Annotated in this window: 24 protein-coding genes, 2 tRNA genes and 1 pseudogene; 18 read left to right on the top strand and 9 right to left on the bottom strand. The window is 63.2% G+C overall.

Translation table 11 applies throughout. The features are described from left to right. Position 1 precedes the first annotated feature (1 nt). From KNN16_RS08150 to KNN16_RS08140, 3 genes are read right to left on the bottom strand one after another with little or no spacing between them, the layout of a single operon-like run. Complete coding sequence (locus KNN16_RS08150) at positions 2-277, bottom strand: hypothetical protein (RefSeq protein WP_303896286.1); 276 nt, start codon at positions 275-277, stop codon at positions 2-4. Continuing rightward, on the bottom strand, positions 274-642 hold the full coding sequence (locus tag KNN16_RS08145; RefSeq protein ID WP_303896284.1) for a hypothetical protein: 369 nt from the start codon (positions 640-642) through the stop codon (positions 274-276). The genes KNN16_RS08150 and KNN16_RS08145 overlap by 4 nt, the downstream gene beginning before the upstream one ends. Continuing rightward, a complete protein-coding gene (locus KNN16_RS08140) occupies positions 618-911 on the bottom strand; it encodes a hypothetical protein (protein ID WP_303896281.1) in 294 nt (97 codons plus the stop codon). The genes KNN16_RS08145 and KNN16_RS08140 overlap by 25 nt, the downstream gene beginning before the upstream one ends. 202 nt (positions 912-1,113) lie before the next feature. Here KNN16_RS08140 and KNN16_RS08135 point away from each other — a divergent pair, with 202 nt between their 5' ends. The 15 genes and pseudogenes from KNN16_RS08135 to KNN16_RS08075 all read left to right on the top strand — a co-directional run bounded on the left by KNN16_RS08135 (position 1,114) and on the right by KNN16_RS08075 (position 12,283). Next, positions 1,114-2,349 (top strand): RHS repeat domain-containing protein, encoded by a 1,236-nt coding sequence (locus KNN16_RS08135; protein WP_303896278.1) that lies wholly within the window; start codon positions 1,114-1,116, stop codon positions 2,347-2,349. An 11-nt stretch (positions 2,350-2,360) separates the two neighbouring features. Further along, complete coding sequence (locus KNN16_RS08130) at positions 2,361-2,786, top strand: hypothetical protein (protein ID WP_303896276.1); 426 nt, start codon at positions 2,361-2,363, stop codon at positions 2,784-2,786. Positions 2,787-2,850: 64 nt separating this feature from the next. Beyond that, a pseudogene (locus KNN16_RS15175) lies at positions 2,851-3,756 on the top strand (RHS repeat-associated core domain-containing protein); the annotation flags it as partial. A gap of 9 nt (positions 3,757-3,765) precedes the next feature. Next, positions 3,766-4,056, top strand: a complete 291-nt coding sequence (locus tag KNN16_RS08125) for a hypothetical protein (protein WP_303896275.1) — start codon at positions 3,766-3,768, stop codon at positions 4,054-4,056. 9 nt (positions 4,057-4,065) lie between these two features. Then, on the top strand, positions 4,066-6,321 hold the full coding sequence (locus tag KNN16_RS08120) for an RHS repeat-associated core domain-containing protein (RefSeq protein ID WP_303896273.1): 2,256 nt from the start codon (positions 4,066-4,068) through the stop codon (positions 6,319-6,321). A gap of 13 nt (positions 6,322-6,334) precedes the next feature. Further along, positions 6,335-6,616: a hypothetical protein gene (locus tag KNN16_RS08115; RefSeq protein ID WP_303896271.1), complete on the top strand. Its 282-nt coding sequence runs from the start codon at positions 6,335-6,337 to the stop codon at positions 6,614-6,616. 93 nt (positions 6,617-6,709) lie between these two features. Beyond that, positions 6,710-7,864, top strand: coding sequence for an RHS repeat-associated core domain-containing protein (locus KNN16_RS08110; protein ID WP_303896269.1), 1,155 nt, complete (start codon positions 6,710-6,712; stop codon positions 7,862-7,864). A gap of 76 nt (positions 7,865-7,940) precedes the next feature. After that, positions 7,941-8,477, top strand: coding sequence for a hypothetical protein (locus tag KNN16_RS08105; RefSeq protein WP_303896267.1), 537 nt, complete (start codon positions 7,941-7,943; stop codon positions 8,475-8,477). A gap of 38 nt (positions 8,478-8,515) precedes the next feature. Then, positions 8,516-9,313 carry an RHS repeat-associated core domain-containing protein gene (locus KNN16_RS08100; protein ID WP_303896265.1) on the top strand — a complete coding sequence of 266 codons (798 nt, stop codon included), beginning with the start codon at positions 8,516-8,518 and terminating at the stop codon, positions 9,311-9,313. 147 nt (positions 9,314-9,460) lie between these two features. Beyond that, positions 9,461-9,688, top strand: a complete 228-nt coding sequence (locus tag KNN16_RS08095) for a hypothetical protein (RefSeq protein ID WP_303896263.1) — start codon at positions 9,461-9,463, stop codon at positions 9,686-9,688. A 384-nt stretch (positions 9,689-10,072) separates the two neighbouring features. Beyond that, on the top strand, positions 10,073-10,357 hold the full coding sequence (locus KNN16_RS08090) for a hypothetical protein (RefSeq protein WP_303896261.1): 285 nt from the start codon (positions 10,073-10,075) through the stop codon (positions 10,355-10,357). Between the two features lie 11 nt (positions 10,358-10,368). Further along, positions 10,369-10,881 (top strand): RHS repeat-associated core domain-containing protein, encoded by a 513-nt coding sequence (locus KNN16_RS15170; RefSeq protein WP_369685856.1) that lies wholly within the window; start codon positions 10,369-10,371, stop codon positions 10,879-10,881. 14 nt (positions 10,882-10,895) lie between these two features. Continuing rightward, a tRNA-Lys gene (locus KNN16_RS08085) sits at positions 10,896-10,968 on the top strand. A 101-nt stretch (positions 10,969-11,069) separates the two neighbouring features. Then, positions 11,070-11,954, top strand: coding sequence for a polyamine aminopropyltransferase (gene speE, locus KNN16_RS08080; RefSeq protein ID WP_303896260.1), 885 nt, complete (start codon positions 11,070-11,072; stop codon positions 11,952-11,954). A gap of 143 nt (positions 11,955-12,097) precedes the next feature. Beyond that, complete coding sequence (locus KNN16_RS08075) at positions 12,098-12,283, top strand: hypothetical protein (RefSeq protein WP_303896259.1); 186 nt, start codon at positions 12,098-12,100, stop codon at positions 12,281-12,283. Between the two features lie 11 nt (positions 12,284-12,294). On the opposite strand, the gene KNN16_RS08070 is transcribed toward KNN16_RS08075, so the two are convergent. Both KNN16_RS08070 and KNN16_RS08065 read right to left on the bottom strand, forming a co-directional pair. Further along, on the bottom strand, positions 12,295-13,617 hold the full coding sequence (locus KNN16_RS08070; RefSeq protein WP_303896257.1) for a C39 family peptidase: 1,323 nt from the start codon (positions 13,615-13,617) through the stop codon (positions 12,295-12,297). A gap of 79 nt (positions 13,618-13,696) precedes the next feature. Then, positions 13,697-14,824 carry a hypothetical protein gene (locus KNN16_RS08065; RefSeq protein ID WP_303896255.1) on the bottom strand — a complete coding sequence of 376 codons (1,128 nt, stop codon included), beginning with the start codon at positions 14,822-14,824 and terminating at the stop codon, positions 13,697-13,699. Between the two features lie 219 nt (positions 14,825-15,043). Here KNN16_RS08065 and KNN16_RS08060 point away from each other — a divergent pair, with 219 nt between their 5' ends. From KNN16_RS08060 to KNN16_RS08050, 3 genes are all read left to right on the top strand, one after another. Next, a complete protein-coding gene (locus tag KNN16_RS08060) occupies positions 15,044-16,315 on the top strand; it encodes an MFS transporter (protein ID WP_303896253.1) in 1,272 nt (423 codons plus the stop codon). Positions 16,316-16,396: 81 nt separating this feature from the next. Next, positions 16,397-16,834 carry a 30S ribosomal protein S12 gene (gene rpsL / locus KNN16_RS08055; protein WP_088570604.1) on the top strand — a complete coding sequence of 146 codons (438 nt, stop codon included), beginning with the start codon at positions 16,397-16,399 and terminating at the stop codon, positions 16,832-16,834. 144 nt (positions 16,835-16,978) lie between these two features. Continuing rightward, entirely contained in the window at positions 16,979-17,263 is a 285-nt protein-coding gene (locus KNN16_RS08050) for a DUF2442 domain-containing protein (protein ID WP_303896250.1), read from the top strand. Positions 17,264-17,281: 18 nt separating this feature from the next. Here the strand turns inward: KNN16_RS08050 and KNN16_RS08045 are convergent, their stop codons facing one another. The 4 genes from KNN16_RS08045 to KNN16_RS08030 form a co-directional block, all read right to left on the bottom strand. Continuing rightward, on the bottom strand, positions 17,282-18,055 hold the full coding sequence (locus KNN16_RS08045; protein WP_303896249.1) for a pseudouridine synthase: 774 nt from the start codon (positions 18,053-18,055) through the stop codon (positions 17,282-17,284). A gap of 11 nt (positions 18,056-18,066) precedes the next feature. Next, positions 18,067-19,086 carry a polysaccharide deacetylase family protein gene (locus KNN16_RS08040; protein ID WP_303896247.1) on the bottom strand — a complete coding sequence of 340 codons (1,020 nt, stop codon included), beginning with the start codon at positions 19,084-19,086 and terminating at the stop codon, positions 18,067-18,069. A 99-nt stretch (positions 19,087-19,185) separates the two neighbouring features. Then, positions 19,186-19,259: transfer RNA gene (locus KNN16_RS08035), tRNA-Glu, on the bottom strand. A 59-nt stretch (positions 19,260-19,318) separates the two neighbouring features. Beyond that, entirely contained in the window at positions 19,319-21,523 is a 2,205-nt protein-coding gene (locus KNN16_RS08030) for a bifunctional (p)ppGpp synthetase/guanosine-3',5'-bis(diphosphate) 3'-pyrophosphohydrolase (protein WP_299287227.1), read from the bottom strand. Positions 21,524-21,868 lie beyond the last annotated feature (345 nt).

Here is a 21,868-nt window from a genome sequence, read left to right as displayed (position 1 = left end):
GTCACTCCTTTTGGTATTGATAATGCTTGAAGGTCAAGAACTCTTCCCAGGTCCAGATATGATCGGTCAACCCGATGGCCATCGCCGGCGTCCGCGGCCGATACCGCCGCCCCTCCGGCAGGCCCTCCCCCGCTTCCCGCAAGGCCCGATGGGGCCGCAGCCAGTTGTGCTCAAACAAACAGAGGATCACCAGCGCATCCCAGGTCCCTGTCGTCTTCGCAAAGGCATGGGTCTTACGCGTCAGCGCATTCAACCGATCGCGCAACATGCCATTCAACCGTTCCTCATGCACCGGATAGGGGCAATCCACCGCCTCCCCAGAACCTGACGCACCTCCACGCGCACCATCCGGCCCTGATGACGACGCTTGACCGCTTGCGTCAACCCCACCCCAGGCGTGAGCACCAGGGGCGGACGCCCCCGCTTTCCCGTCGGTTGCGCGTCCCGATAGACCTGACGAACCGCCCGTCGGTAGACCGGCCGTCCATCGCTGATCCAGATCACGCCCCTCCTGCCAGATGTGCGCTGGCGGGTCTGCGCCACCACCTTCGGCGCGACCTCATCCTCCGAAGACCCAAAGCCCCACGCCACCACAAAACGAGTCGCCCGGTCCTGGCTCAAACATCCCCAACGCGGGCCCACCCCGCCCGCCGAGGCGTCTGGATCTCCAGCCTCTGGACACTTTTTTTGACAAACGACCAGAAAGCATCCACCTCGACCTCGCTCAAATGCAGGTCGTGGACCAGGACCTCGGTGAGGGCCTCAGCGTGTTGGGCGGCCATCCGGAGCCATCGGCCAATGGTTTCATATTTGTGGCCGGTGATCTCCTCAGCGGCGCTCAGGCTCCCCCGACGCATCACCACCAGCAGGGTGCGCGCCACTTCCGCAGGGGTCACACGCAAGCGATACATCGCCGTGCCCAGGGTAGGCCCAAACGAGCGCCCGCAGTTCCGACAGACCCAACGGGGCCGCCCACCCTTACTGCCGTTCTTTACCACATGGGTGGCCCCACAGCGAGGGCAGGGGGGGTTCTGGGAATTGGGCTTTCGATTCATCGGGCCCACCTCCGTCGGAATCTGGCCCCGATTATACCACCGAGCACTACTCAGGGGGGTGATTACCCCCCGCGCCGTGGGCGGGGTGGAATGGGGCTACGTCTACGACCCCGAGAACCGGCTGAAGGAAGCGTGGCGGGGCGCCGAGCGGGTGGCTTCCTTCCGGTATGACCCTGAGGGGAACCGGGTCGTGCGGGAGGTGGGGGGAGTCCGCACGGTGGTCGTGGATGAGGGCAATGAGGTCCGGGGCGGGGTGGTGCGGAAGGTCTATCGGCTGGGCGGCGAGACGGTGGCGGTGCGGGAGGGGAGCACAGTCGATGCGGCCGTGGGGGACCATCTGGGCAGCGTCACGGTGCTGGCGCAGGGCGGAAGCCCGGCGGGGGTCACGCGGTATCTTCCATATGGGGCGATTCGGGTAGAGAGCGGGGTTTGGGTCACCGACAAGAGGTTCACCGGCCAGCGGTGGGAGGCTTCTCTTGGCTTGTATGACTACAAGGCCCGCTTCTACGACCCCGCCCTGGGCCGCTTCCTGCAGCCGGATCCGCTGGTGCCCGAGCCGGGGAACCCGCAAGCGCTCCATCGGTATGCCTATGTTTACAACAACCCTTTGCGCTACGTCGATGGGGGTGGGCATCTCCCGGTCGTTCCCCTCCTGGTGGCCGGGGCAATCATCGCCCTCAAGATCATCGACTACGGCTGGACGGCATGGGATGCCTACCAGAGCCTGCGGGTGCTGAACGATCCCAACGCCCCGGAGGCGGCCAGGGCCGAAGCCGCCGCCAACCTGGCCCTCATCGCCGTCACCGAGGCCGCCGAGCCCGATGACCTGCTCCCGGTCACCCTGCCCCTCGATGATCTGGCCCGGAAAGGGATCTTGAAGGCAGGCCGGGAGATCGGAGAACAAGCCACACGACAGGCTGTGGAGGAAGTCGCGTCTGCAGCCATCCGGAAGCCGCCCATCGTCATCGGAGAGAATATGGAGCGCGTGCGAAGGTATGCCCAGAAGATCGGAGGAGAGACCATCGATGACTGGTTGGGTGGACGCAAGTGGACTCCGGAACTCAACGATGAATTTATAAATACAGTCAAGAGAGAGGGACGGGAGGTAGTAGACATTGGCCCTGATTTCAATCGTCGCTTAAGGTATCGACTGGATCCTACGGATCCTTTGGGACGGCCTCCGAGTATAGTCTACGGGCGAGAGCGTCGTCAACTATCAGGCTATCCAAATTACCGACGTGTATACGAGCGTTTCTGGAAATATGGTGGTGGCGTTCCAGGGCTAGATTATTAAGGAGGGAGATTATGAGCATATCTTCCAGCGAGTGCCAGGAATTCGCAAGGCTTGTCCAGAAATACTTCGCTTTCCTGGCAGATTACGGGTTTAAGCGTGCTCATCAATATGAAATCAGCTCAAGCACATTTTGCAAGGTGGTGTATCTTGGAAAGCATGTAGCCATTGAGATATATCTGGATATTCGGGATAACTATGTGGGAATAACAATCGTTAAAGTAATTAATGGATTACCAAAAGATAAGCTACATGGAGGGTTTCATGCAGATTTAGGAGATTATCTAAAAAAGCGCGGCCGCTTTCGAAAGATCCCTATTCAACCGTTTGAATCATCTATTGAGACAGCCCTTGCGATATGGGCAAAACATTTGTATCTGGAAGGAGGAGAAATATTAGAGGATACCCCTCATTCGCTTCCTATTACAGACATGGGATGAAATCCTCATGTCTCTTCCATAGAAGCTTGCCAGGTAGACCGGCCTCTTCCCCACCGACCGCCGCTTCACCGGCCAGCGGTGGGAGGCGGGGCTGGGCCTGTATGATTACCGGGCTCGGTTCTACGATCCGGCCCTGGGTCGCTTCCTCCAGCCCGACCCGCTGGTGCCCGAGCCGGGGAATCCCCAGGCGCTGAACCGGTATGCGTATGTCTACAACAACCCGCTGCGCTACACCGATCCCAGCGGGCACTGCGCATTGCTGGAGGAGAACGCAAGCGGACTCTGTGTTCGGTTCACCCCGGGAGGCACCCTGCACATCGTGCGGGGCGGCTCGGTCTTCGTCAACTGGGTGGAGGTGGCCCTCGCCAATGCCCTGCTCTCCGGGAATCCCCGTTACATGGATGCCCTCCCTGATGGTGCCGGATGGGCCATCGCCCCATCCCTTTCCCGGGTGAGGACCGAGCTGGAAGAAGCAAGTGGGGAAGGATCCACTGGAGGGCTGGGGCTGGATCCCCTATGGCTGGTTGGGCTGGCGATGGCGGCGATTGGGAAAGCGGGGGAGGAGCCCTCCGGTCCGCCCCCGGCGTGGTTGGAGCTGGTCCCCCCGAAATACCGGGAAGTCGTGGCGCGGGCCTTTGAAGGCACACCTCAAGTCGTGACTTTGCAGGAAGATTTAATTGTTTATCGACATTGGGGAGGTGAGGCGCGTGAGAAAGGATCCCCTTGGTTTTCTCCTAAGCCTTACATTCGACCGGGGAACGCTCGACGCTATCTGGCTCTCCCACCATGGAATACGGCGGAGAAGATCTCTGTGTTCCGGATCCCAGCTGGCACTACAGTTATCATTGGAAGAGTAGCTTCACAGGTTGAAAGTTACGGATCTTATGCAATTGGAGGTGGCATTCAGGTTTATCTTCCTCAACCTGAAGCAGCCATATTAATTGGACCTCTGGATAAAACTAAACGCTAAGGAGGCGCCATGAAGGAAGAAATCAAACTAAAGATAGAAAATGCGATTCGCGAAATTGATAGGTTGAGTGTCGAATCGAGGACGCCTAAATTCTTGAAATATATGCGAAATTGGCTGGAAGAAATATTAGACGAGCTTGAGAAACCTATTCCCGATCCTCAAAGGTTGCTTGGATTAGCCAGTGGGTTAGGGCGGGGGATCACAGATGATTATGAGTTTTCATCAGGACCATTAGGAACCCGATTGCTTGAAATTGCTTCGGAAATTATTCGGGCTTATGATCCTCGATTTCGAGGTTAGCGCTCGAAATTGAATTGCGACCCGGCCGGCAACCTCATCGCCCAGGTGGATGCCCGGGGCTGGGCGGTGAACGCCTACTACGACCCCCTCAACCGGCTGAAAGGGAAAACCTACACCCCGAACGTCCCGGATGGCGCCGCTTACGTTCCCCCGCCGGACCCGGGGCCTTCGGGGTATGCCGTGGGCTTCGCTTACGATGAGCCCGGGTATGGGGCCTCCCTCGGGCGCAAGACCCGGGCCTGGACCGCCGAGGGGATCCAGCGGACCTGGGCCTACGACGCCCGGGGCCGCGTCCTCACCGCCACCCTCACCGTGGACGGCCAGACCTACCTCCAGCGCTTCGCCTACGACGCAATGGACCGCCTGGCGCAGCGGGTGGACCCCGACGGCGAGGTCCTCACGGTGGCCTATGGTCCGCACGGCTGGCCCACGGCCCTCACCGGGTGGGGTGCCTATGCCGGGAACGCGGCTTACAACGCGGCGGGCCAGCTCACGACCCTCACCCTGTTCGGGGGCGGCCTCCTCCAGCGCGCCTACGACCCCCGCACCCTGCGGGTGGTCCGGATCCAGGGGCCGGGGCTGGACCTGGGCTACGCCTACGACCCGGCCGGCAACGTTTGGCGGATCACGGACACGGTGCGGTCGGAGGTCTGGGCCTTTGACTACGATGAGCTGGACCGCCTGATTGGGATGAGCGGGCCGGTGAGCGGGACCTGGACCCTGGACGAAGGGGGGCGGTGGCTTCAGCGGACGGAAGGGGAAGACCACTGGGTCTATGACTACGGGGATCCTGTTCCTCCTGCTTCCCCGCCGGGGCCGCATCGGGCCTATCTGCCCCTGGTGTTGCGGGGTTCCGGCGTGCGCTGCCTGGGTGAAGCCTGGCACGCGGCCTGGGGTGGGGGAGACCGGGGCCGCTCCTGGCGGCTGGTTGCAGTGAGCGATGGGACCTCTCTGGGGTATGATGGGAACGGGAACGTGGTGACCCGCGCCGTGGGCGGGGTGGAATGGCGCTACGTCTACGACCCCGAGAACCGGCTGAAGGAAGTGTGGCGGGGCGCCGAGCGGGTGGCTTCCTTCCGGTATGACCCCGAAGGGAACCGGGTCGTGCGGGAGGTGGGGGGAGTCCGCACGGTGGTCGTGGATGAGGGCAATGAGGTCCGGGGCGGGGTGGTGCGGAAGGTCTATCGGCTGGGCGGCGAGACGGTGGCGGTGCGGGAGGGGAGCACAGTCGATGCGGCCGTGGGGGACCATCTGGGCAGCGTCACGGTGCTGGCGCAGGGCGGAAGCCCGGCGGGGGTCACGCGGTATCTTCCATATGGGGCGATTCGGGTAGAGAGCGGGGTTTGGGTCACCGACAAGAGGTTCACCGGCCAGCGGTGGGAGGCTTCTCTTGGCTTGTATGACTACAAGGCCCGCTTCTATGACCCGGCCCTGGGCCGCTTCCTGCAGCCGGATCCCATCGTGCCCGAGCCGGGGAACCCGCAAGCGCTCCATCGGTATGCCTATGTCTACAACAACCCGCTGCGCTACACCGATCCCAGCGGGCACTGCGCATTGCTGGAGGAGAACGCAAGCGGACTCTGTGTTCGGTTCACCCCGGGAGGCACCCTGCACATCGTGCGGGGCGGCTCGGTCTTCGTCAACTGGGTGGAGGTGGCCCTCGCCAATGCCCTGCTCTCCGGGAATCCCCGTTCCATGGATGCCCTCCCTGATGGTGCCGGATGGGCCATCGCCCCATCCCTTTCCCGGGTGAGGACCGAGCTGGAAGAAGCAAGTGGGGAAGGAGCCACTGGAGGGCTGGGGCTGGATCCCCTATGGCTGGTTGGGCTGGCAATGGCAACGGGGAAAGCAAGGGAAGAGCCCTCGGGTCCGCCCCCGGCATGGCTTGAGCTGGTCCCCCCGAAGTACCGGGAGACCGTAGCCCGAGCCTTCCAGGGCACCCCCCAGGTCATCACTCTCCAGGAAGACCTGATCGTCTATCGGCATTGGGGAGGAGGTGCACAGGAAGAGGGTTCTCCCTGGTTTTCTCCTAAGCCTTACATTCGACCAGGGAACGCACGGCGCTATCTGGCATTGCCACCTGGAAATACCGCAGAGCGGATTTCAGTTTTTAAGATCCCCGCAGGCACGATTATCATCCATGGTAAGGTTGCTCCTCAAGTCGAATATTTCGGACCCTATGCCGTTGGGGGTGGAGAGCAAATCTACCTGCCAGATCCGAGCAAAGCCATCCTAATCGGCCCGCTGGATGTCAACAACCAGTAGGGAGGAACGAGGAATGGACATTGAAACAACGAAGAAGAGGATCAACGAACTCCTTCATGAGGCTCGAGAGGCTGCGAAGAGCCCTGAAGCATATGGGCTTCTCCCTGATGTGATCAGGATCTTGGAGATGCTTCAAAGCAGGCTTGAAAGCGAGAATCCAGATTGGGAATCGATTGTTCGGGGAGCGGGGGCTCTGGGTCGCGTGGTGACCGATAGTTATTCCTTCTCCGAAAGTTCGTTAGGCAACAAGCTGCTTGAGTTTGTCAATGAAATTATTGTTCAATATGGACATTGATTTTCACGGATTGGTTAATGTATAGAATAACGGTGGGGTAGGATATGGAGCAAGTCACCGCCTTTGAGGTATGATGCCGAAGGGAATTGGGCCGTGCGGGAGGTGGGGGGCCTCCGCACGGGGGTCGTGGACGAGGGCGATGAGGTCCGGGGCGGGGTGGCGCGGAAGGAGTATCGGTTGGGTGGGGATGTGGTGGCGGTGCGGGAGGGGGATGCGGTCGATGCGGCCGTGGGGGACCATCTGGGCAGCGTCACCGTGCTGGCGCAGGGCGGGAGCCCGACGGGCGTGACCCGGTATCTCCCGTATGGCGCCATCCGTTGGGAGAGCGGCCTCTGGTCCACAGACCGGCGTTTCACCGGCCAGCGGTGGGAGCAAGGCCTGGGCTTGTATGACTACCGGGCGCGCTTCTATGACCCCATCCTGGGCCGCTTCCTGCAGCCGGATCCCATCGTGCCCGAGCCCGGGAACCCGCAGGCGCTGAACCGGTATGCTTACGTTTACAACAACCCGCTGAAATACACCGATCCCAGCGGGCATTGCCCCTGGTGCGTGGTCATCGCCAAAACGCTCCTCCAGACGGCCGTGGATGTCGGCATAGACTACCTCATCGCCCGGGCCACCGGCACTGAGTTTCGCCTGGTCCACTCCCTGGCGGTCAACGCGGCGGTGAATGTCACCACCCTGGGAGTGGGAAGCACGGTTGCCAAGCTGCGCCACCTGGGGAAGCTTGCTCTACTCGCCCGCCACGCGGATGAGGCCACAGAGGCGGCCCAGGCATTGACCCAGGCGGCTCGCCACGCCGATGAGGCCGCCGAGGCGCTGCGAGCAGCCGAACGCCTATCCCAGGCGGGGATTAGCCTGGAGCGGTTCCGCAGTATTGGACGGGAAAGCATCCCCCATGTCCTGGAGGCGTTCGGCGATGCGATCCGACCGATGGGTGACATCCCGGAAGCCTTCCGAGGGCGGCGGATAACAACCCTGGGGCGGACGTGGGATATCGAGGCGGCAAAAGAGCTGGGCGGCTTTCGGGTGCTGGATGATCCCAACTGGACGATCGAGCGCAACTTCGAATGGCTGAAAGAGGCAATTGAAAATGGGGATGTGTTCTACCTGGCCTCTCCTGTAACCGAAGCTACCTTGACAGGAGAAGCCAAGTGGGGCGGTGTTTCCGTCTATATGCGTGAACTTTACATGCTCTTGCAGGCAGGTTACCGTCGTGTAGGGGATTACTTGATTCCACCGAACTGAGGGAATGATCCAAATGATGAACATAGATGATTCGATTTCAAGTCCTGAGCAAGATCGTGACATGAGGGGGATAGGGGTGCAAGAAGCAGCGTTCTTTATCAATCAGCTTTCGGACGCTGAATATTGGGCTGCTCCCTTACCTTGTGCCGAGGACGAGAAAATCACGCAAATCTGTGCCTTTTATCAACAACTCTCCTCAAGGGAACGCATAGCTTTCAAAAAGATGATAACACAGAATGGGTATTTTGTATTAAGCGTATACTCAACACGTATGGCAATGTTAGGGGTAAGGAAAAGGCAAGAAAGCTGGTTGATATATGGCATTGTTGCATTGACGATTGGCTGGACAACTCCCTATGTTGACCAGAGGGAAATCCTCATGAATCTCGCTCCTCTATACCACAGCGCCCAGATAGTAGGAGATCCCCGTCATATTTTTGAAGCCGGTGTGCAGCATGTGGAAGACGAGCGCCTCCGACAGTTGATTCTGGGCTTTCTCGACCGCGATCCTCGAGATCAACGTCCGGAAGCAATGGGATGGGAAATCATTCAAGGACCGAGCGGCCTCATCTACCGGTTTGACGATCAGCCTATCCCGGAAGGGCATCTCTGATTCATAGATCCTGGCACCTTCACAACTCAAGCGCGCTGTTGCAGGCCATAGACCACCGCTTCACCGGGCAGCGGTGGGAGCAAGGCCTGGGCCTGTATGACTACCGGGCGCGCTTTTATGACCCCACGCTGGGCCGCTTCCTGCAGCCGGATCCCATCGTGCCCGAGCCGGGGAACCCGCAGGCGCTCAACCGCTACGCCTACGTTTACAACAACCCGCTGAGGTACACCGACCCCAGTGGCCACGTTCCGGTCATCCTGGTGATGATGGGGATTGGCGCAGCCACCGGAGCGCTGATCAACTACGGGGTGCAGGTGGCGGCCAACATCAGCCAGAACGGCCTTCAGGTGCAGGCCTTTACGAACGTCAATTGGGCTGCTGTCGGGGCCAGCGCCGTCGCCGGGGCGGTCGGTGGAGCCACCTTCTATGGAGCCAGCGCGGTGTTGGGGACAGGCTTATGGGGGATGGTGGGCGCAGGGGCGTTCAGTGGCGCAGTCTCTGGGCAAGCGGCTCGGGCCACCGAGAACGTGCTGACCGGGAAGGCTATCGGGGAAGGGTTAGGCGATCCGGTTGAACTGGGGCGGGATGCGATCATCGGTGGGCTCAGCGGCGGGATCTTCCACGGTGTGGATCGGATGGTGATGCGAGCGGCATTTCGGGGAACCTATGTGTATATCTCGGAAGGGAGAACTCCGGGCCATCCAGGAAACCGGGCTGCTGCGTGGAGGACGAACGGACAATCCGACTTATTTCACGACCGATATTTTCCAAACAAGTCAAGAGGCTGTAAGTCGTTTGGCTCTTCTTCGGACTCCTGCGTATCGAATCGAGTTTGAGATTTTGAATCAGCCCTGTATCCAAGGTCCTGCACGCGTGCGGCCGTGGTTCCGCCCCCGAGATCCTGGATTCCGGGCCGGCTGGGGGATCGAATATTACACCCGGGATCCGGTGCAAGTTCGTCTATTGCGATGGGAGAGACTACCATGAAATGGCGAGCAAAATTGATTATTTTTGAGCCATTTGAGTCCGAAGAAGAAATTATTGGCGATTTAACAAATTTCTTCTGGTTTAAATCTGAAGATGGACGCGTGTTTAGGATATCTCCACGTGGTAGTCTGTTTGAATTTATCCCTTTTTTAAAGGGAAAGGAAATCGTTATCATCTTGTGGGATAAATGTTCTATATATTTAGGAACAATAAAACGCTTATAATTAAGAGCAGATTGTATAGGATAGTAAATCGTAGGGTGATTGCAGCTCACTTCTCCGAGCTATCGAGCTATTATACACGGCATGTCGGAAAAGAGGAGATTGCGGCCATTGAGCAAACCGGCCTCCTGCGGGGCGGAAGGCCCGGAGAAACTTACTTCACTATTGATCGCTATTTGTCAAAGAATTCCGCTACGCAAAGATTAGCTCTTAAGCACAGGCCTGAATACCGCGTGGAGTTTGAGATCATTAATCAACCTTCTATTGTTGGTCCTGAGCGCGTAGCTCCCTCTTTAAAGCCATTCCGATGGGGTTGGGGAATTCAATACTGGACCCGTGACTCCGTTCAAGTCCGAATTTTAAGTTACTATCGAATGGAGTAAAGATATGCGCATTGAATTTGTTGTGAGCGAGCCTTTCGAGGACTTTGAGATCATCAAAGGATATATTCCAGAGCCTTTATGGAGGGCATGGTCTGGGCTTTTTTCGGTTCTTTTTATCAGTGAAGATGGGCGCCGATTCAGGCTTCCTGCCGGAGTCTATTTTAAGTTAAAATTTTGTGGAGAAGCAAGCATTCGGATATTTAGTCCTCATCACGGAGGGCTTATAATTGCGGATTTAAAGGTGATCCCGGAAGAGGGAAATCAAAGCAAGGCAACTGGGAAGAAGTAGGTGATGTCACAATGCTGGCGCAGGGCGGAAGCCCGGCGGGCGTGACCCGGTATCTCCCGTATGGCGCCATCCGGCTGGAGACCGGGCGCTTCCCCACCGACCATCGCTTCACTGGCCAGCGGTGGAAGGCATCCCTCGGGCTGTATGACTACCGGGCGCGCTTTTATGATCCCACCCTGGGCCGCTTCCTGCAGCCGGATTCGCTGGTGCCGAAGCATAGAGATCAGTGGGTGTGTAGCTGGCATGCCGATGCCTTTACCTGTCTGATGAGATGTTGTGGAGCGCAAATAGCGCAACCTGGAAGCGGGCCTTCCCCTATCGTCGCTCCGGGTAGCCGGGAGTGTGACACTTCGAAACCGGAAGCGGGATTCAGATCATCTGCAAGGGAGCCCTCCGGAAGTCAGCACCCTCGCCGCGTATCATGGCCCCGGGAGTCCCTTCCGGGTTCACCCACCGACGGACCCCGGAACGGTCAGCGCCGGATGCGGGTTGCCGGGTTTGACAGGCCCTCTGAAGAAGGTTAGAATTGGGCATGGATGGGGCGGTAGCTCAACCGGCAGAGCAGCGGCCTTTTAAGCCGACGGTTGTGGGTTCGAGTCCCACCCGCCTCACTGCCTGCCCGAAAGCCTTCTGCGATGTCCCCATCGCGGAAGGCTTTTCGCTTTTTCGAGCGGGCCGTAACCGCTTATCCCTTTCATCCAGAGGAGGACCGATGGCTCAGGGAGCGCTGGCAGAGGAGCCCTTCGAGGGCATGACCTTGACCTTCGCCGAGGAGAGCACCATCACCGCCGTCTACCAGGTCCGCCGGGTCCTGGCCCACGAGCGCAGCCCGCTGCAGGAGATCGCCATCCTGGAGCTGGAGAACTGGGGCAAGGCCCTGGTCCTGGACGGCGTGATCCAGTTCACCCAGCGGGACGAGTTTTTCTACCACGAGTCCCTGGTCCACCCGGCGATGATGGCCCATCCCAACCCCCGCCGCGTGCTGGTCATCGGGGGCGGGGACGGCGGGGTGGCCCGGGAGGCCCTGCGCTATCCGACGGTGGAGGAGGTGACGGTGGTGGAGGTCGACGGCCGGGTGGTGGAGCTGTGCCGGCAGCATATGCCCGAGTTCGCCTCCTCTTTCGACGATCCCCGGGTCCGCTTGATCATCGGCAACGGCCGCTCGTTCCTCGAGGAGCAGGCCGGATCCTATGATGTCATCCTTCTGGACTCCAACGATCCTCTGGCGGAGCTGGCCCGCAGTCTCTTCGATCCCGTCTTCTTCCGGCTGTGCGCGGAACACCTCACCGATGAAGGGATGCTGGCCCTCCATCTTTCGGAATCCCTGTTCCGGGAAGGCTACCTGGGCTACGAGGCGCCGACGGTGCGGGGCGCGCTGAGCCGGCTGTTCCGATACGTAGAGACCATCCCCATGCCCTATTCCACCTACCCCTGCAACTGGTGGAGCTTCATCGTCTGCTCAAAGGGGCTGGACCCCCGGGTGGTCCGCAACCCGCATCCCTTCCGGGGGCGCTACTACGACCCCGCTTACCACGCCTGGCTCTTCGCCCCAGCCGCCTTCATCGAGCGCCTGGAGACGCTAAAGGGAACGTTTTAGCCAGCCGCCCCCGCCCGGAAGGGAGGGCCTGAAGGAAGCAGGCCCTCCCTTTTTGACAACAAATAAAATTTGTGAGATGATTAAATTGCTGAAGCTTTAAACGAATTTTCGTGCAAAATGTCGGATAACGGGGGGAACAACGGATGTTTCTGGATGCCCAGGACTGGGTGCACTGGTATGGGCAGGAGCATCGGGTGGCGGGGGAGCGGGAGCGGTTGTGCCGGCTGGCGGAGCAGGGGAATCCGGATGAGGGGCTTGCGTTCCGGGTGGGAGGATGGCTGATCGGGCTGGGGCGGTGGCTGCGGGGCGAGGCTTCGCCGCTCCGGTGAATGAGGAAGGCTCATGGGGTGAGGGCCGTTAGATGCTCCCGAGCGGCCTGGAAGTTCGGGTTGAACTGTAGTGCCCGTTGGAACATGGCGCGGGCGCCTTCCCGATCCCCCAAGGCCAGCAGAGCCTGCCCTTTGTAGTCATACCACTCTTCCACATAGGGCGTGACCCGGAGGTTGGCGTCGGCCAGGGCGATCACGTCGGCGTAGCGGCCGACGGCCAGGTAGGCCTCAAAGGGCTCAAAGCGATACCAGAGGATCCGCCAGGGCAGCCCCAGGGTCCGGGCCTGATCGAAGGCCGTCGCCGCCTCCTCCGCCCGCCCCAGATGGAGGAACGCCGCGCCGGCGTTGAACCAGGCGAAGGCGTCCCGGGGATCGGCGACGAGCTCCTCCTGGGCCCGGGCGAGGGCTTCCGCCCACATCCGTCCATCGTCGTCCCAGACCGGCCCGATCAGCGCCCGCACCCGCTCCTCATCCTCCGGACGATAGATCACGATATAAGCGCGCTGGAAGTGGCGCCAGTAGCGGTCCACCTCGGCGTAAGGGATCCCCTGGTTCGGCCCCATGTAAGAATCCATCACGATGAACTGGCCCCGCCGCTCGCTGAACCCGATGAGCAGGCGGTAGTGCCCCATCCACCCCTGCCGGGGGTCCGGCTCGAAGCCGGTCTCGATGATCACCGGGAACCCGTTTCGGAGCAGCTGCTGCAAGAGGGGGAGGGTTCCGTTCACCCGCACCCGGGCCCCCAGCCCCAGGCTCCGGACGAAGGCCGCCATCTCCTCGGGGGAAACGTTCTTGTCCTCGGGGTCCGGCTTGAGGACGGCAGCGGCCTCTTTCTGAGTGCCCCGCCAGCCGTAGAAACTCAACGCCATGGCCAAGGTGGCCGGGCCGCAATTGTTCCAGGTCTGGAACGTGTGGCGCACGCCATACAGCAGGACGTCGGCCTCGTTCAGGGCTGCCGGGGTGTTGCGCGCGGCCTGGGTGGGCCCGGGGAAAACCGGCGGGGTCACCGTCGGCGTCGGCAAGGGGCGAGGAGTGGGCGAGGGCGATGGACGAGGAGAAGGAGAGGGGACCGGGGTCCGGGAAGGGGTGGGGCCTGGGGAGGGTCGCAGCGCAGGCGTGAGGGGCGTCAGGAGAACGGCCAGTCGCTCCGGGGGCACCGGCGTCGAGGGAGTGGGGACGGCGGCGGGATGGGCGGGCCAGATCCAGGCCTGAAGGGGCTCCGGGACCAGGCGGGCGACATACCGCGGGGGAAGCAGGTGGAGCCCTTCCCACAACGCTCCCAGTCCCATAAGGAGGATCAGCGCTCCCCCCATCCGCCAGCCCCAGCGGCCCATCGCCCCCTCCGGCTCCACAGGTCGCCCCCCATTTTACTTCGGATCAGCCCACCGGGGAGCACAGCGACACGACACCCGATTACAAGGGAAGGCGGGGGATCCCCAGGGCGCTTTCCAGCAGCGCCACCAGGCCGGCGGAGACCAGGGTGTGGCCGCCCAGCAACACCGGGAGGGGCGCCCCAGCGGCTGCCTCCACCCACTCCCGCAGGAGCGGATCGCGGATGGTTTCCCACGCGAACAGATCGGCCGCATAGCGATCGACGGGTTCCGGCCAGCGCCCGGCCGCGGCCATCCAGACCCGGATGTCCAGGAGGGCTCCATCCGCCAGCTCCCCTAAGGTCTGGAAGAACGCGCGGGGCCCGACGGCCTGCAGGTAGGCATACACCAGGGAGCGGACCTCCCCGCGCTGCATCCGGGCGCTGGCCTGCATGCCGCGCTCCTCGCTGAACACCCGCGTCCAGACCTGGGCATGGCGTTCCAGGGCCGCCCAGGCCCAGGAGGGAACCCGGCCGGCCAGGATCAGGCGGCTCCCCGGCGTCCGCAGCAGGGCCTCTATCCGCGCGACCCGGCGGTCGTCCCATCCGGTTTCCACCACCGCCGCGCGCAGGGCAGGCGGGGCCAGAGGATGACGGGCGACGATCAACGCATCCACCGGCGTATCCAGGTCCAGGAGGGAGGCGGTGGAGCGCGGCCAGGCGCGCGCCGGGAGCCCCCCTTCCCGGTGAAGGACCCAGGCCATGGCGTTGTCGGTGGGGAGCCGGTGGGGACGTGCCCGAACGGCCTCCGCCGGGGCCAGGGCGATCCAGTCGCTGGAGTGCAGGTTGTTGGTCAGCAGCCCCTCCTCCATCTCCTGGAAAGCCTCCAGGGCCGCGTCCCAGTCTTCGGATGTCATGAGCGGGGAAGCGCCTGCGCCGACATACAGAAGGCGCGAGATCCGGTAACGCGCGATCAGATCCGCCAGGCGGGAGCCGAAATCAAAGGGTTGCGAGGCGGGATCCAGATCGATCTCGAGGGGGAAGGGCGCGTGGCCCAGGGACTCCAGTCCCTCCAGATCCGGGGCCGCCAGGACGGCCCGGGTCACCCGACCGGTGCCCATGATCCGGCTGAGGGTCTCCCGCGCAGCCATCCGCAGGAGGAACCCCATGGTGCGCTCGAGGGGATGAGCTCCCAAAGGGCCCACCATCATCACCAGGGTGAGGTCCTTCATGGATGCGGTTCCGTTCCTCGATTGGTCTCACAGCCGTGATCCCGGCCTGCCGCGCTCATGATAAGACGGGTCCCCCGGCGATGGATGAGCCGCGCTCCTCCCGGCGATCCGCTCGTGGGCATATCTCCGCCTGGGGCGGGAAGCCGTAAAATGGAGGTGCGCAGCTTCCCGCCCTGTGTGGCGGTCGGAGCAACACCTTCGGGATCTCTGGAGGCCTCGATGATTGCCACCCCGCGCGGCGCCGCGACGACGTGGCCACAGTGGATCGCCCTGAGCCTCTATGGGCTCGCCCTGACCATGACTTCGAACATCGTGGACCCGCCGTGGCTGAGCCAGAAGGCCAGCCAGCTGGCCGGCCCGGGCTGGCAGAACACGTTGCTGGGGAGCGTCGCCTTCATCGGCCTGGTGTGGGCCGCGCTGGTCCAGCCGATCTTCGGTGCCTGGAGCGATCAGCTCCGGAGCCCCTGGGGCCGCCGGAAGCCTTTCCTCTGGCTGGGAAGCCTGCTCCTTGCCCTGGCCCTCGCCCTCCTGGTGGCCGCCCCCTCGGTGCCCATGCTGATCCTGGCCCTGCTGCTGGTGCAGACGTTCTCGAACATGGTGCAGGCGGCCTATCAGGGGTTGATCCCCGATCACGTGCCCGAGGATCGGCGAGGGCGGGCCTCCGGGATCAAGGGGTTCATGGAGATCCCAGCGGTGGTGATCGGCCCCCTGGTCGCCGGATATTTCCTGGGGCGCGGCCAGATCTGGGGGCCGTATCCGGTGCTGCTGGGGGTTTATCTGGCGGTGGGCCTGATCACGGCCGCCGCGGTGCCCTCCCAGGCCCTGGCGGAGCCGCCCTCCCGTCGCCCCACCTGGATCTATCAGGTGGACTGGAGCCGGGCGCCCACTTTCGCCTTCTGGCTGGCCCATCGCCTGGTCTTCTGGTGGGCGCTGCTGACGCTGCGCACCTTCCTGATCTTTTTCCTCCGCGACACCATGGGTCTAACGATGGAGCAGGCCCAATCCCTGAACGGGACCCTCTCGGCCATCCTGGGGGCGATGATCCTGCTCCTGATGGTGCCGGCGGGGGCCCTGGCGGACCGCTGGGGGACGCGGCCGCTGTTGCGCGGGGCAGGGGTCCTGGCAGGCCTGGGCACCTTTGGGTTCCTGGCGGTCTCCCGACTGGTCGGGCGGCCGGAGCTGCCCGCCCTGGTGGCGGCCTCCCTGGTGATCGGGATCGGGGTCGCGCTGTTCGTGGCCGCCAGCTGGACCTGGATCACCCGCATCGTTCCCCCCGAGGAATCCGCGCGCTACCTCGGGCTGGGGAACATGGCCACTGCCCTCGGCAGCGCCATCGCCCGCTTGAGCGGCCCGGCCATCGACGCCATCAACCGGAGCACCGGAGGGCTGATGGGCTATGATGTGGTCTACGGCCTCGCCGGCCTGCTCTTCCTGGGAAGCCTGCTCCTGGCTCGCCCCCCGGCCGGGGCGGTTCGAACCCGTTCGCATTGACAGCCCGCTATCGGCTGTGTAAAATAACCTGCGTCTGTTCGGCTCGAGATCCGATCGGAAACACAAGGGGGATCCGGGAGCATGCCGACATTCAATCAGCTGGTGCGCAAGGGGCGAAAGCCTAAGGTTCGGAAAAGCAAGTCGCCGGCGCTCCACTGGGTGTATAACTCCCTCACCGGGGAGCGCTACTGGGACCCCAAAGGGGCGCCCCAGCGGCGGGGGGTGTGCGTGGTGGTGCGCACCATGACCCCCAAGAAGCCCAACTCGGCCCTGCGGAAGATCGCCCGGGTGCGCCTGACCAGCGGCGTGGAGGTCACGGCGTATATCCCGGGCGAGGGCCACAACCTGCAGGAGCACTCGGTGGTCCTGGTGCGAGGCGGCCGTGTGAAGGACCTGCCCGGGGTGCGCTACCACATCATCCGCGGCGCCCTGGACGCAGCGGGAGTGGAGAAGCGGCGCCAGGGCCGATCCAAATACGGCGCCAAGCGTCCGAAGGAGCAGAAGGCCCAGAAGAAGTGAAGAGAGGAGCGGAACGACCCTATACCGGACCGCTTCGTGACTACTTCTCTCGCCTGTCGGGGAAATCCTGAGGCTGGGGACGCGGCCTGAGATGTCCCCAGCCTCGAATTCCCGCCTGTGTGATGCCCCCTGGTGATCCCCTCTATGAAGCCGAAGGTTCTCGATCTCCGGGTCACGGATGAGCTCCTAATTGTGGATCTGGAGGACGGCCGCACCCTCATGGTGCCTCTGAGCAGGTATCCACGCCTGGTTCATGGGACGCCGGAGGAGCGGCAGAGGTTTGAGATCGCTGGGGCCGGCTATGGCATCCACTGGCCGGATCTGGATGAGGATGTGAGCGTAGAGGGCTTGCTTCTGGGAAAGCCCTCCGCCGAAAGCCCGGCGTCCCTGGCCCGGTGGCTGGCCTCCCGAGGGAGGAAGCGGGCCTGAGCTCTTCGATGCAGGGGCTTATCCCTTTTGGGCCGCAGACCGCTGCCCTGCCCGGCGCGGGCGGGAACGAGGGGATTTCTCGGCCTTCAGAGATCGGAGCTGTCGGAGCTCCTGTTCGGTGAGCGGACGCCACTGGCCGGGCTTCAGCCGCCCCAGGGTCACCGGCCCGATGCGGATGCGGATGAGGCGGCGCACCGGATGGCCCAGGCGGGCGGCGATGCGCCGGATCTGGCGTTTCTTCCCCTCCCGCATCTCCACCTCCAGCCAGGTGTGCGCCCCCTCATAACGGATCACCCGCACCTTCGCCGGCCGGGTCCGTCGGCCGTCCAGGAAGATCCCGCGCCGCCAGCGCTCCAGGGTTTCCGCCTCCGGTCGTCCTTCCACGAGCACGTGGTAAACCTTGGGATGCTCATTGCGCGGGTGCGTCAGGCGATGGGCAAGCTCCCCATCGTTGATCAGGAGGATAAGCCCTTCGCTGCGCGCGTCCAGCCGCCCCACCACATAAAGGGGCCTCACCGGGGGAACCAGATCATAGACGGTGGGTGAAGAGGAGCCCGGCATGGGATCCGAGAGCACCCCTCGCGGCTTGTAGAGGACGAATCCCATCAGAGGCGGGATCTTCACCGGCCGTCCGTCCACCCGGATGTCATCCCGTTCCGGATCGGCGCGCATCCCCAGGTGGGCGGGGACCCCGTTCACGGTCACCCGTCCCTGTCGGATCATCTCCTCGCATTCCCTGCGGGAGCCCAGGCCGGCCCGCGCCAGGATCTTCTGCAGGCGCTCTAAGGCCATCGAGGCCCCCCTCATGGGCGGGGGATTTGGCGGAGCTTCTCGGCCAGCCGTTGCACATCGTCGGTGCCCCGTATGCGGATCCGCGGCCACAGGAAGCGGTTCTCCAGACGCTCGTCGGCCCCGTAGGCGGTGGTCACCGCTCCCCAGAACCGATAGCCCTCCAGGAACCGGATCAACGTCTCATCGTAAACGGAGGACGGATAGGCGAAGAAGCGCACCGGCCGGCCAGTGTGGGCTTCGATGGATTGCTTGCCGCCGATGATGTGATAGAACAGGAAGGCCTCATCCCGCCCGTTGAGCGGGATGTGCTCCCGGCCATGGAGCTGGATCTCCATCCCGGCCTCGCTCATCCGGCGGATCTGCTCCCAGGAGAGATAGCGCGGATCCCCTTCATCGGCGCGCCCTGTGAGCACGAAGAAGGTGCCTCGGAAGCCGTAGCGTTGCAGCAAAGGGAAGGCTTCCTCATAGGCATCCCGGTAGCCGTCATCGAAGGTCAGCACGACGGGGCGCGGCGGCAGGGGCTTCCCCTGGGTCAGATGGAAGATGAGGTCGCTCAGGGAAACTGTCTCGTAACCGGCCTGACGCAGATATTGCAGATGCGCTTCGAATTGAGAAGGCCGAACGGAGAGATCCATGCGCAGGCGGTCCGCCTCCGGAGGCGGGTCGGAGATGTAGTGATACATCAGGATGGGAACCCGAAGGGCGCGCGGGGTCCCGTCGGAAGGCGGCAGCGGCTCCTGGAAAAACGGATAGGGGGTCGGCGTCGGCGTCCCGGTCGGGGTTGGAATCCGGGTGGGAAGGGGCGTTGCAGTCGGCGGAGGGAGGGTCGGCGTCGAGGAGGGGACGCGCTCCGGGGTCGGGGTCCCGGTGGGGGTTGGAGAGGTCTGAAGGGGCCTTCCCCAGGAGGGCAGGGCCAGGGTCTGCTGGACGCTTAGGAGGATGAGCACGATCAGCCCGCCCGGGAGGGCGATCCCGGCGATCGGAGGCCGCGGGCGCCGCCGGCGCATGGAGCGGATCCGTTTCGGGAACATCGGAATCAGTGCTCCGGGCTCTGCCTCGGGGATCCGGGATCAAGCCGTTCCGCCGGGACATAAATCCCCGCATCCCCGGTGAGGGAATGCGGGGCCAGGTGCCCCCGAGGGGATTCGAACCCCTGACCTCCGCCTTGAAAGGGCGGCGTCCTAGGCCACTAGACGACGGGGGCGCGTTCCGCAACCAATTATACCACGATTTTGGACCACCTCTCCGGGAAGGTGTTCTCCCTCACCGTCGGCGGTGGGCCTCGCGGACGTTGGGGATCTGTTCGATCCGCGCCAGGGCGCGATGCAGCTGGGCCGCCGAGCGGACCTCCAGGGTGGCCTGGAAGACCGCGAAGCCGTTGCGGGTGTCCACGCTGATGCGAGCGATGTTGATCTGCTCGTCCTTCAGGACGCCGCTGATCTCGTGGAGCAGGCCGACGCGGTCGATGGCGATGATCTCCACCTCCACCGGGTAGCCCTTCTCCCCGGCGGGGAACTGCACCTCGATCAAACGCTCCGGCGTGCGCACGTTCAGGATGTTGGGGCAGCTGCGGCGGTGGATGGTGATGCCGCGGTTGCGGGTGATGTAGCCGATCACCTCATCCCCGGGCACCGGGTTGCAACAGCGGGCCAGCTGCATCAGAAGACCCTGGGGGTTGTTCTCCACCAGCACTGGGCGGGAGGCGTCGTAACGCTCCGAGGGAGCCTGGGGCTCCGGGGCGGCCCGCTGCTCCTCCCGACGCCGTTCCTCCTCCATCCGGATCAGGCGCGGGGCCAGCTGCTCCGGGGAGACGTCGCCCCAGCCGATGGCCGCCAGCAGGTCCTCCGGCTCCTTGTAGCCGAACTCGGCGTAAAGCCGGCGCGCCGCCTCATCCACCGAGAAGGGCACCCCCAGGCGCCGGATCTCCTGGGCCAGGATCTCCCGCCCGTGGACGATGTTCTCCGCCCGGCCCTGCTGTTTGAACCACTGGCGGATCTTCTGACGGGCCCGCGAGGTCTTCACGTAGCCCTTGGCCGGATCCAGCCAGTCGCGGCTGGGGCCGCCCTGCTTGGCCGGGATGATCTCCACCTGATCGCCCATCTGGAGGACGTAATTGAGGGGGACCCACCGGCCGTTCACCCGGGCGCCGCGGCAGCGGTGCCCCAGCTCGGTGTGGATGTGATAGGCGAAGTCGATGGGCGTGCTCCCCCGGGGCAGGTCGATGACGTCCCCCTTCGGGGTGAAGACGTAAATGCGATCCTCGAAGACGTCGGTCTTAAGGGATTCGACGAACTCCTTCGCCGAGGTGACCTCGTTCCGCCACTCCAGGAGGGAGCGGAGCCATGCCACCTTCTTCTCGAAGGCCAGGTCCCGTTTGGAGACCTGCTCTTTGTAGAGCCAGTGGGCGGCGATGCCGTATTCCGCCTCCCAGTGCATCTCCCAGGTGCGGATCTGCACCTCGAGGGTCTTGCCGTCCTCCAACATCACCGCCGTGTGCAGGCTGCGGTAGGAGTTGTCTTTGGGGTTGGCGATGTAATCATCGAACTCCTTGGGGATGGGACGCCACATGGAGTGGATGATGCCGAGGACCTGATAGCACTCCGGGACGGTGTTCACGATGATGCGCACGGCCCGCACGTCATAGACCTGATCGAAGGAGACGCCCTTGCGGAGCATCTTGCGGTAGATGCTGTAGATGTGTTTGGCCCGGCCGGTGACCTCCGCCTGGATGCCCTCCTCGGCGAGGCGGGCCTTGATGCGCTCCACGATCTGCTGGATGTGGCGCTCCCGCTCTGCCCGGCGCTCATCGATGGCCCGGGCGATCTCCCGGTATTTCTCCGGCTCCAGATAGCGGAAGGCCAGGTCCTCCAGCTCCCACTTCAGCTGCCAGATGCCCAGGCGGTTGGCCAGGGGGGCATAGATCTCCAGGGTCTCCCGGGCGATGCGCTTCTGCTTCTCCGGGGGCAAGGCTCCCAGGGTGCGCATGTTGTGCAGGCGGTCGGCCAGCTTGATCAGCACCACGCGGGGGTCCTCGACCATGGCGAAGAAGATCTTGCGGATGTTCTCCGCGCTCTGCTCGTCCCGCGTCGTGCGCCGGGCCTCCCCGTCCTCCGGCTGGGCCCGCAGCCGGTCGATGTATTTCAGCTTGGTGACCCCATCGACCAGGCGGGCGACCTCCTCCCCGAACTCGCGGCGGATCTCCTCCAGGGTCACCCCGGTGTCTTCCACCACATCGTGCAGCAGGGCGGCCGCGATCACCGGGGGGTCCATCCGCAGCTCGGCCAGGATGCCTGCCACGGCCAGGCAATGGTAAAGATAGGGTTCCCCGGAGGCGCGGGTCTGGCAGCTGTGGGCCCGCTCCGCCAGCGCATAGGCGCGCTCGATCAGCGCACGGTCCGAAGGGCTGAGGGGATCGCGGATCTGTTCCAGCAGGAACTCCAGGGTGGTCGGGTTCTGCACCCCTACCATGCCGCCACCGCCTTTCCGTCCCTTTCCCCAATTTTAGCACGGATCCGGCAAGGGAACCCACGGGGCTCCGTTACGGGTGTGTCCCAAAATCGTAGGACAACTGCTCGCAGTTGTCCTACAAAGCGGCCAGGCCCGACAAAATCGGGACACACCCTCCGTTACCCTTTGTGACGTCGCCGGTCGCTTCTGGCAGGGGGGCTTCCATCCCGAACCTCGGCCTTCGATGGCGCAACGGTTGCGGCGAAAGTCGCTCCGAAAATCCCGAACCGCTGGTTCTCGATGACGCAAAGGGTCGCGGCTAAAGCCGCTCCTACGAAAAAACGGTTTTGTAGGAGGGACTTTAGC

The organism is Thermoflexus hugenholtzii (genome assembly GCF_018771565.1).
GTDB classification, from domain to species: Bacteria; Chloroflexota; Anaerolineae; order Thermoflexales; family Thermoflexaceae; genus Thermoflexus; species Thermoflexus hugenholtzii_A.
The sequence above is the reverse complement of the archived record's forward strand: the minus strand, read 5'-3'. Positions and strand labels throughout refer to the sequence as shown.

What these genes read in the sequence shown, in the direction of transcription:
- KNN16_RS08045 (WP_303896249.1), bottom strand. Translation starts at nt 18,055, where the DNA reads ATGGCCTTAGAGCGCCTGCAGAAGATCCTGGCGCGGGCCGGCCTGGGC.
- KNN16_RS08130 (WP_303896276.1), top strand. Translation starts at nt 2,361, where the DNA reads ATGAGCATATCTTCCAGCGAGTGCCAGGAATTCGCAAGGCTTGTCCAG.
- KNN16_RS08070 (WP_303896257.1), bottom strand. Translation starts at nt 13,617, where the DNA reads ATGGGCCGCTGGGGCTGGCGGATGGGGGGAGCGCTGATCCTCCTTATG.
- KNN16_RS08115 (WP_303896271.1), top strand. Translation starts at nt 6,335, where the DNA reads ATGGACATTGAAACAACGAAGAAGAGGATCAACGAACTCCTTCATGAG.
- KNN16_RS08075 (WP_303896259.1), top strand. Translation starts at nt 12,098, where the DNA reads ATGTTTCTGGATGCCCAGGACTGGGTGCACTGGTATGGGCAGGAGCAT.
- KNN16_RS08050 (WP_303896250.1), top strand. Translation starts at nt 16,979, where the DNA reads ATGAAGCCGAAGGTTCTCGATCTCCGGGTCACGGATGAGCTCCTAATT.
- KNN16_RS08125 (WP_303896275.1), top strand. Translation starts at nt 3,766, where the DNA reads ATGAAGGAAGAAATCAAACTAAAGATAGAAAATGCGATTCGCGAAATT.
- KNN16_RS08140 (WP_303896281.1), bottom strand. Translation starts at nt 911, where the DNA reads ATGTATCGCTTGCGTGTGACCCCTGCGGAAGTGGCGCGCACCCTGCTG.
- KNN16_RS08095 (WP_303896263.1), top strand. Translation starts at nt 9,461, where the DNA reads ATGAAATGGCGAGCAAAATTGATTATTTTTGAGCCATTTGAGTCCGAA.
- KNN16_RS08065 (WP_303896255.1), bottom strand. Translation starts at nt 14,824, where the DNA reads ATGAAGGACCTCACCCTGGTGATGATGGTGGGCCCTTTGGGAGCTCAT.
- KNN16_RS08030 (WP_299287227.1), bottom strand. Translation starts at nt 21,523, where the DNA reads ATGGTAGGGGTGCAGAACCCGACCACCCTGGAGTTCCTGCTGGAACAG.
- KNN16_RS08060 (WP_303896253.1), top strand. Translation starts at nt 15,044, where the DNA reads ATGATTGCCACCCCGCGCGGCGCCGCGACGACGTGGCCACAGTGGATC.
- KNN16_RS15170 (WP_369685856.1), top strand. Translation starts at nt 10,369, where the DNA reads ATGCTGGCGCAGGGCGGAAGCCCGGCGGGCGTGACCCGGTATCTCCCG.
- KNN16_RS08040 (WP_303896247.1), bottom strand. Translation starts at nt 19,086, where the DNA reads ATGTTCCCGAAACGGATCCGCTCCATGCGCCGGCGGCGCCCGCGGCCT.
- KNN16_RS08090 (WP_303896261.1), top strand. Translation starts at nt 10,073, where the DNA reads ATGCGCATTGAATTTGTTGTGAGCGAGCCTTTCGAGGACTTTGAGATC.
- rpsL (WP_088570604.1), top strand. Translation starts at nt 16,397, where the DNA reads ATGCCGACATTCAATCAGCTGGTGCGCAAGGGGCGAAAGCCTAAGGTT.
- speE (WP_303896260.1), top strand. Translation starts at nt 11,070, where the DNA reads ATGGCTCAGGGAGCGCTGGCAGAGGAGCCCTTCGAGGGCATGACCTTG.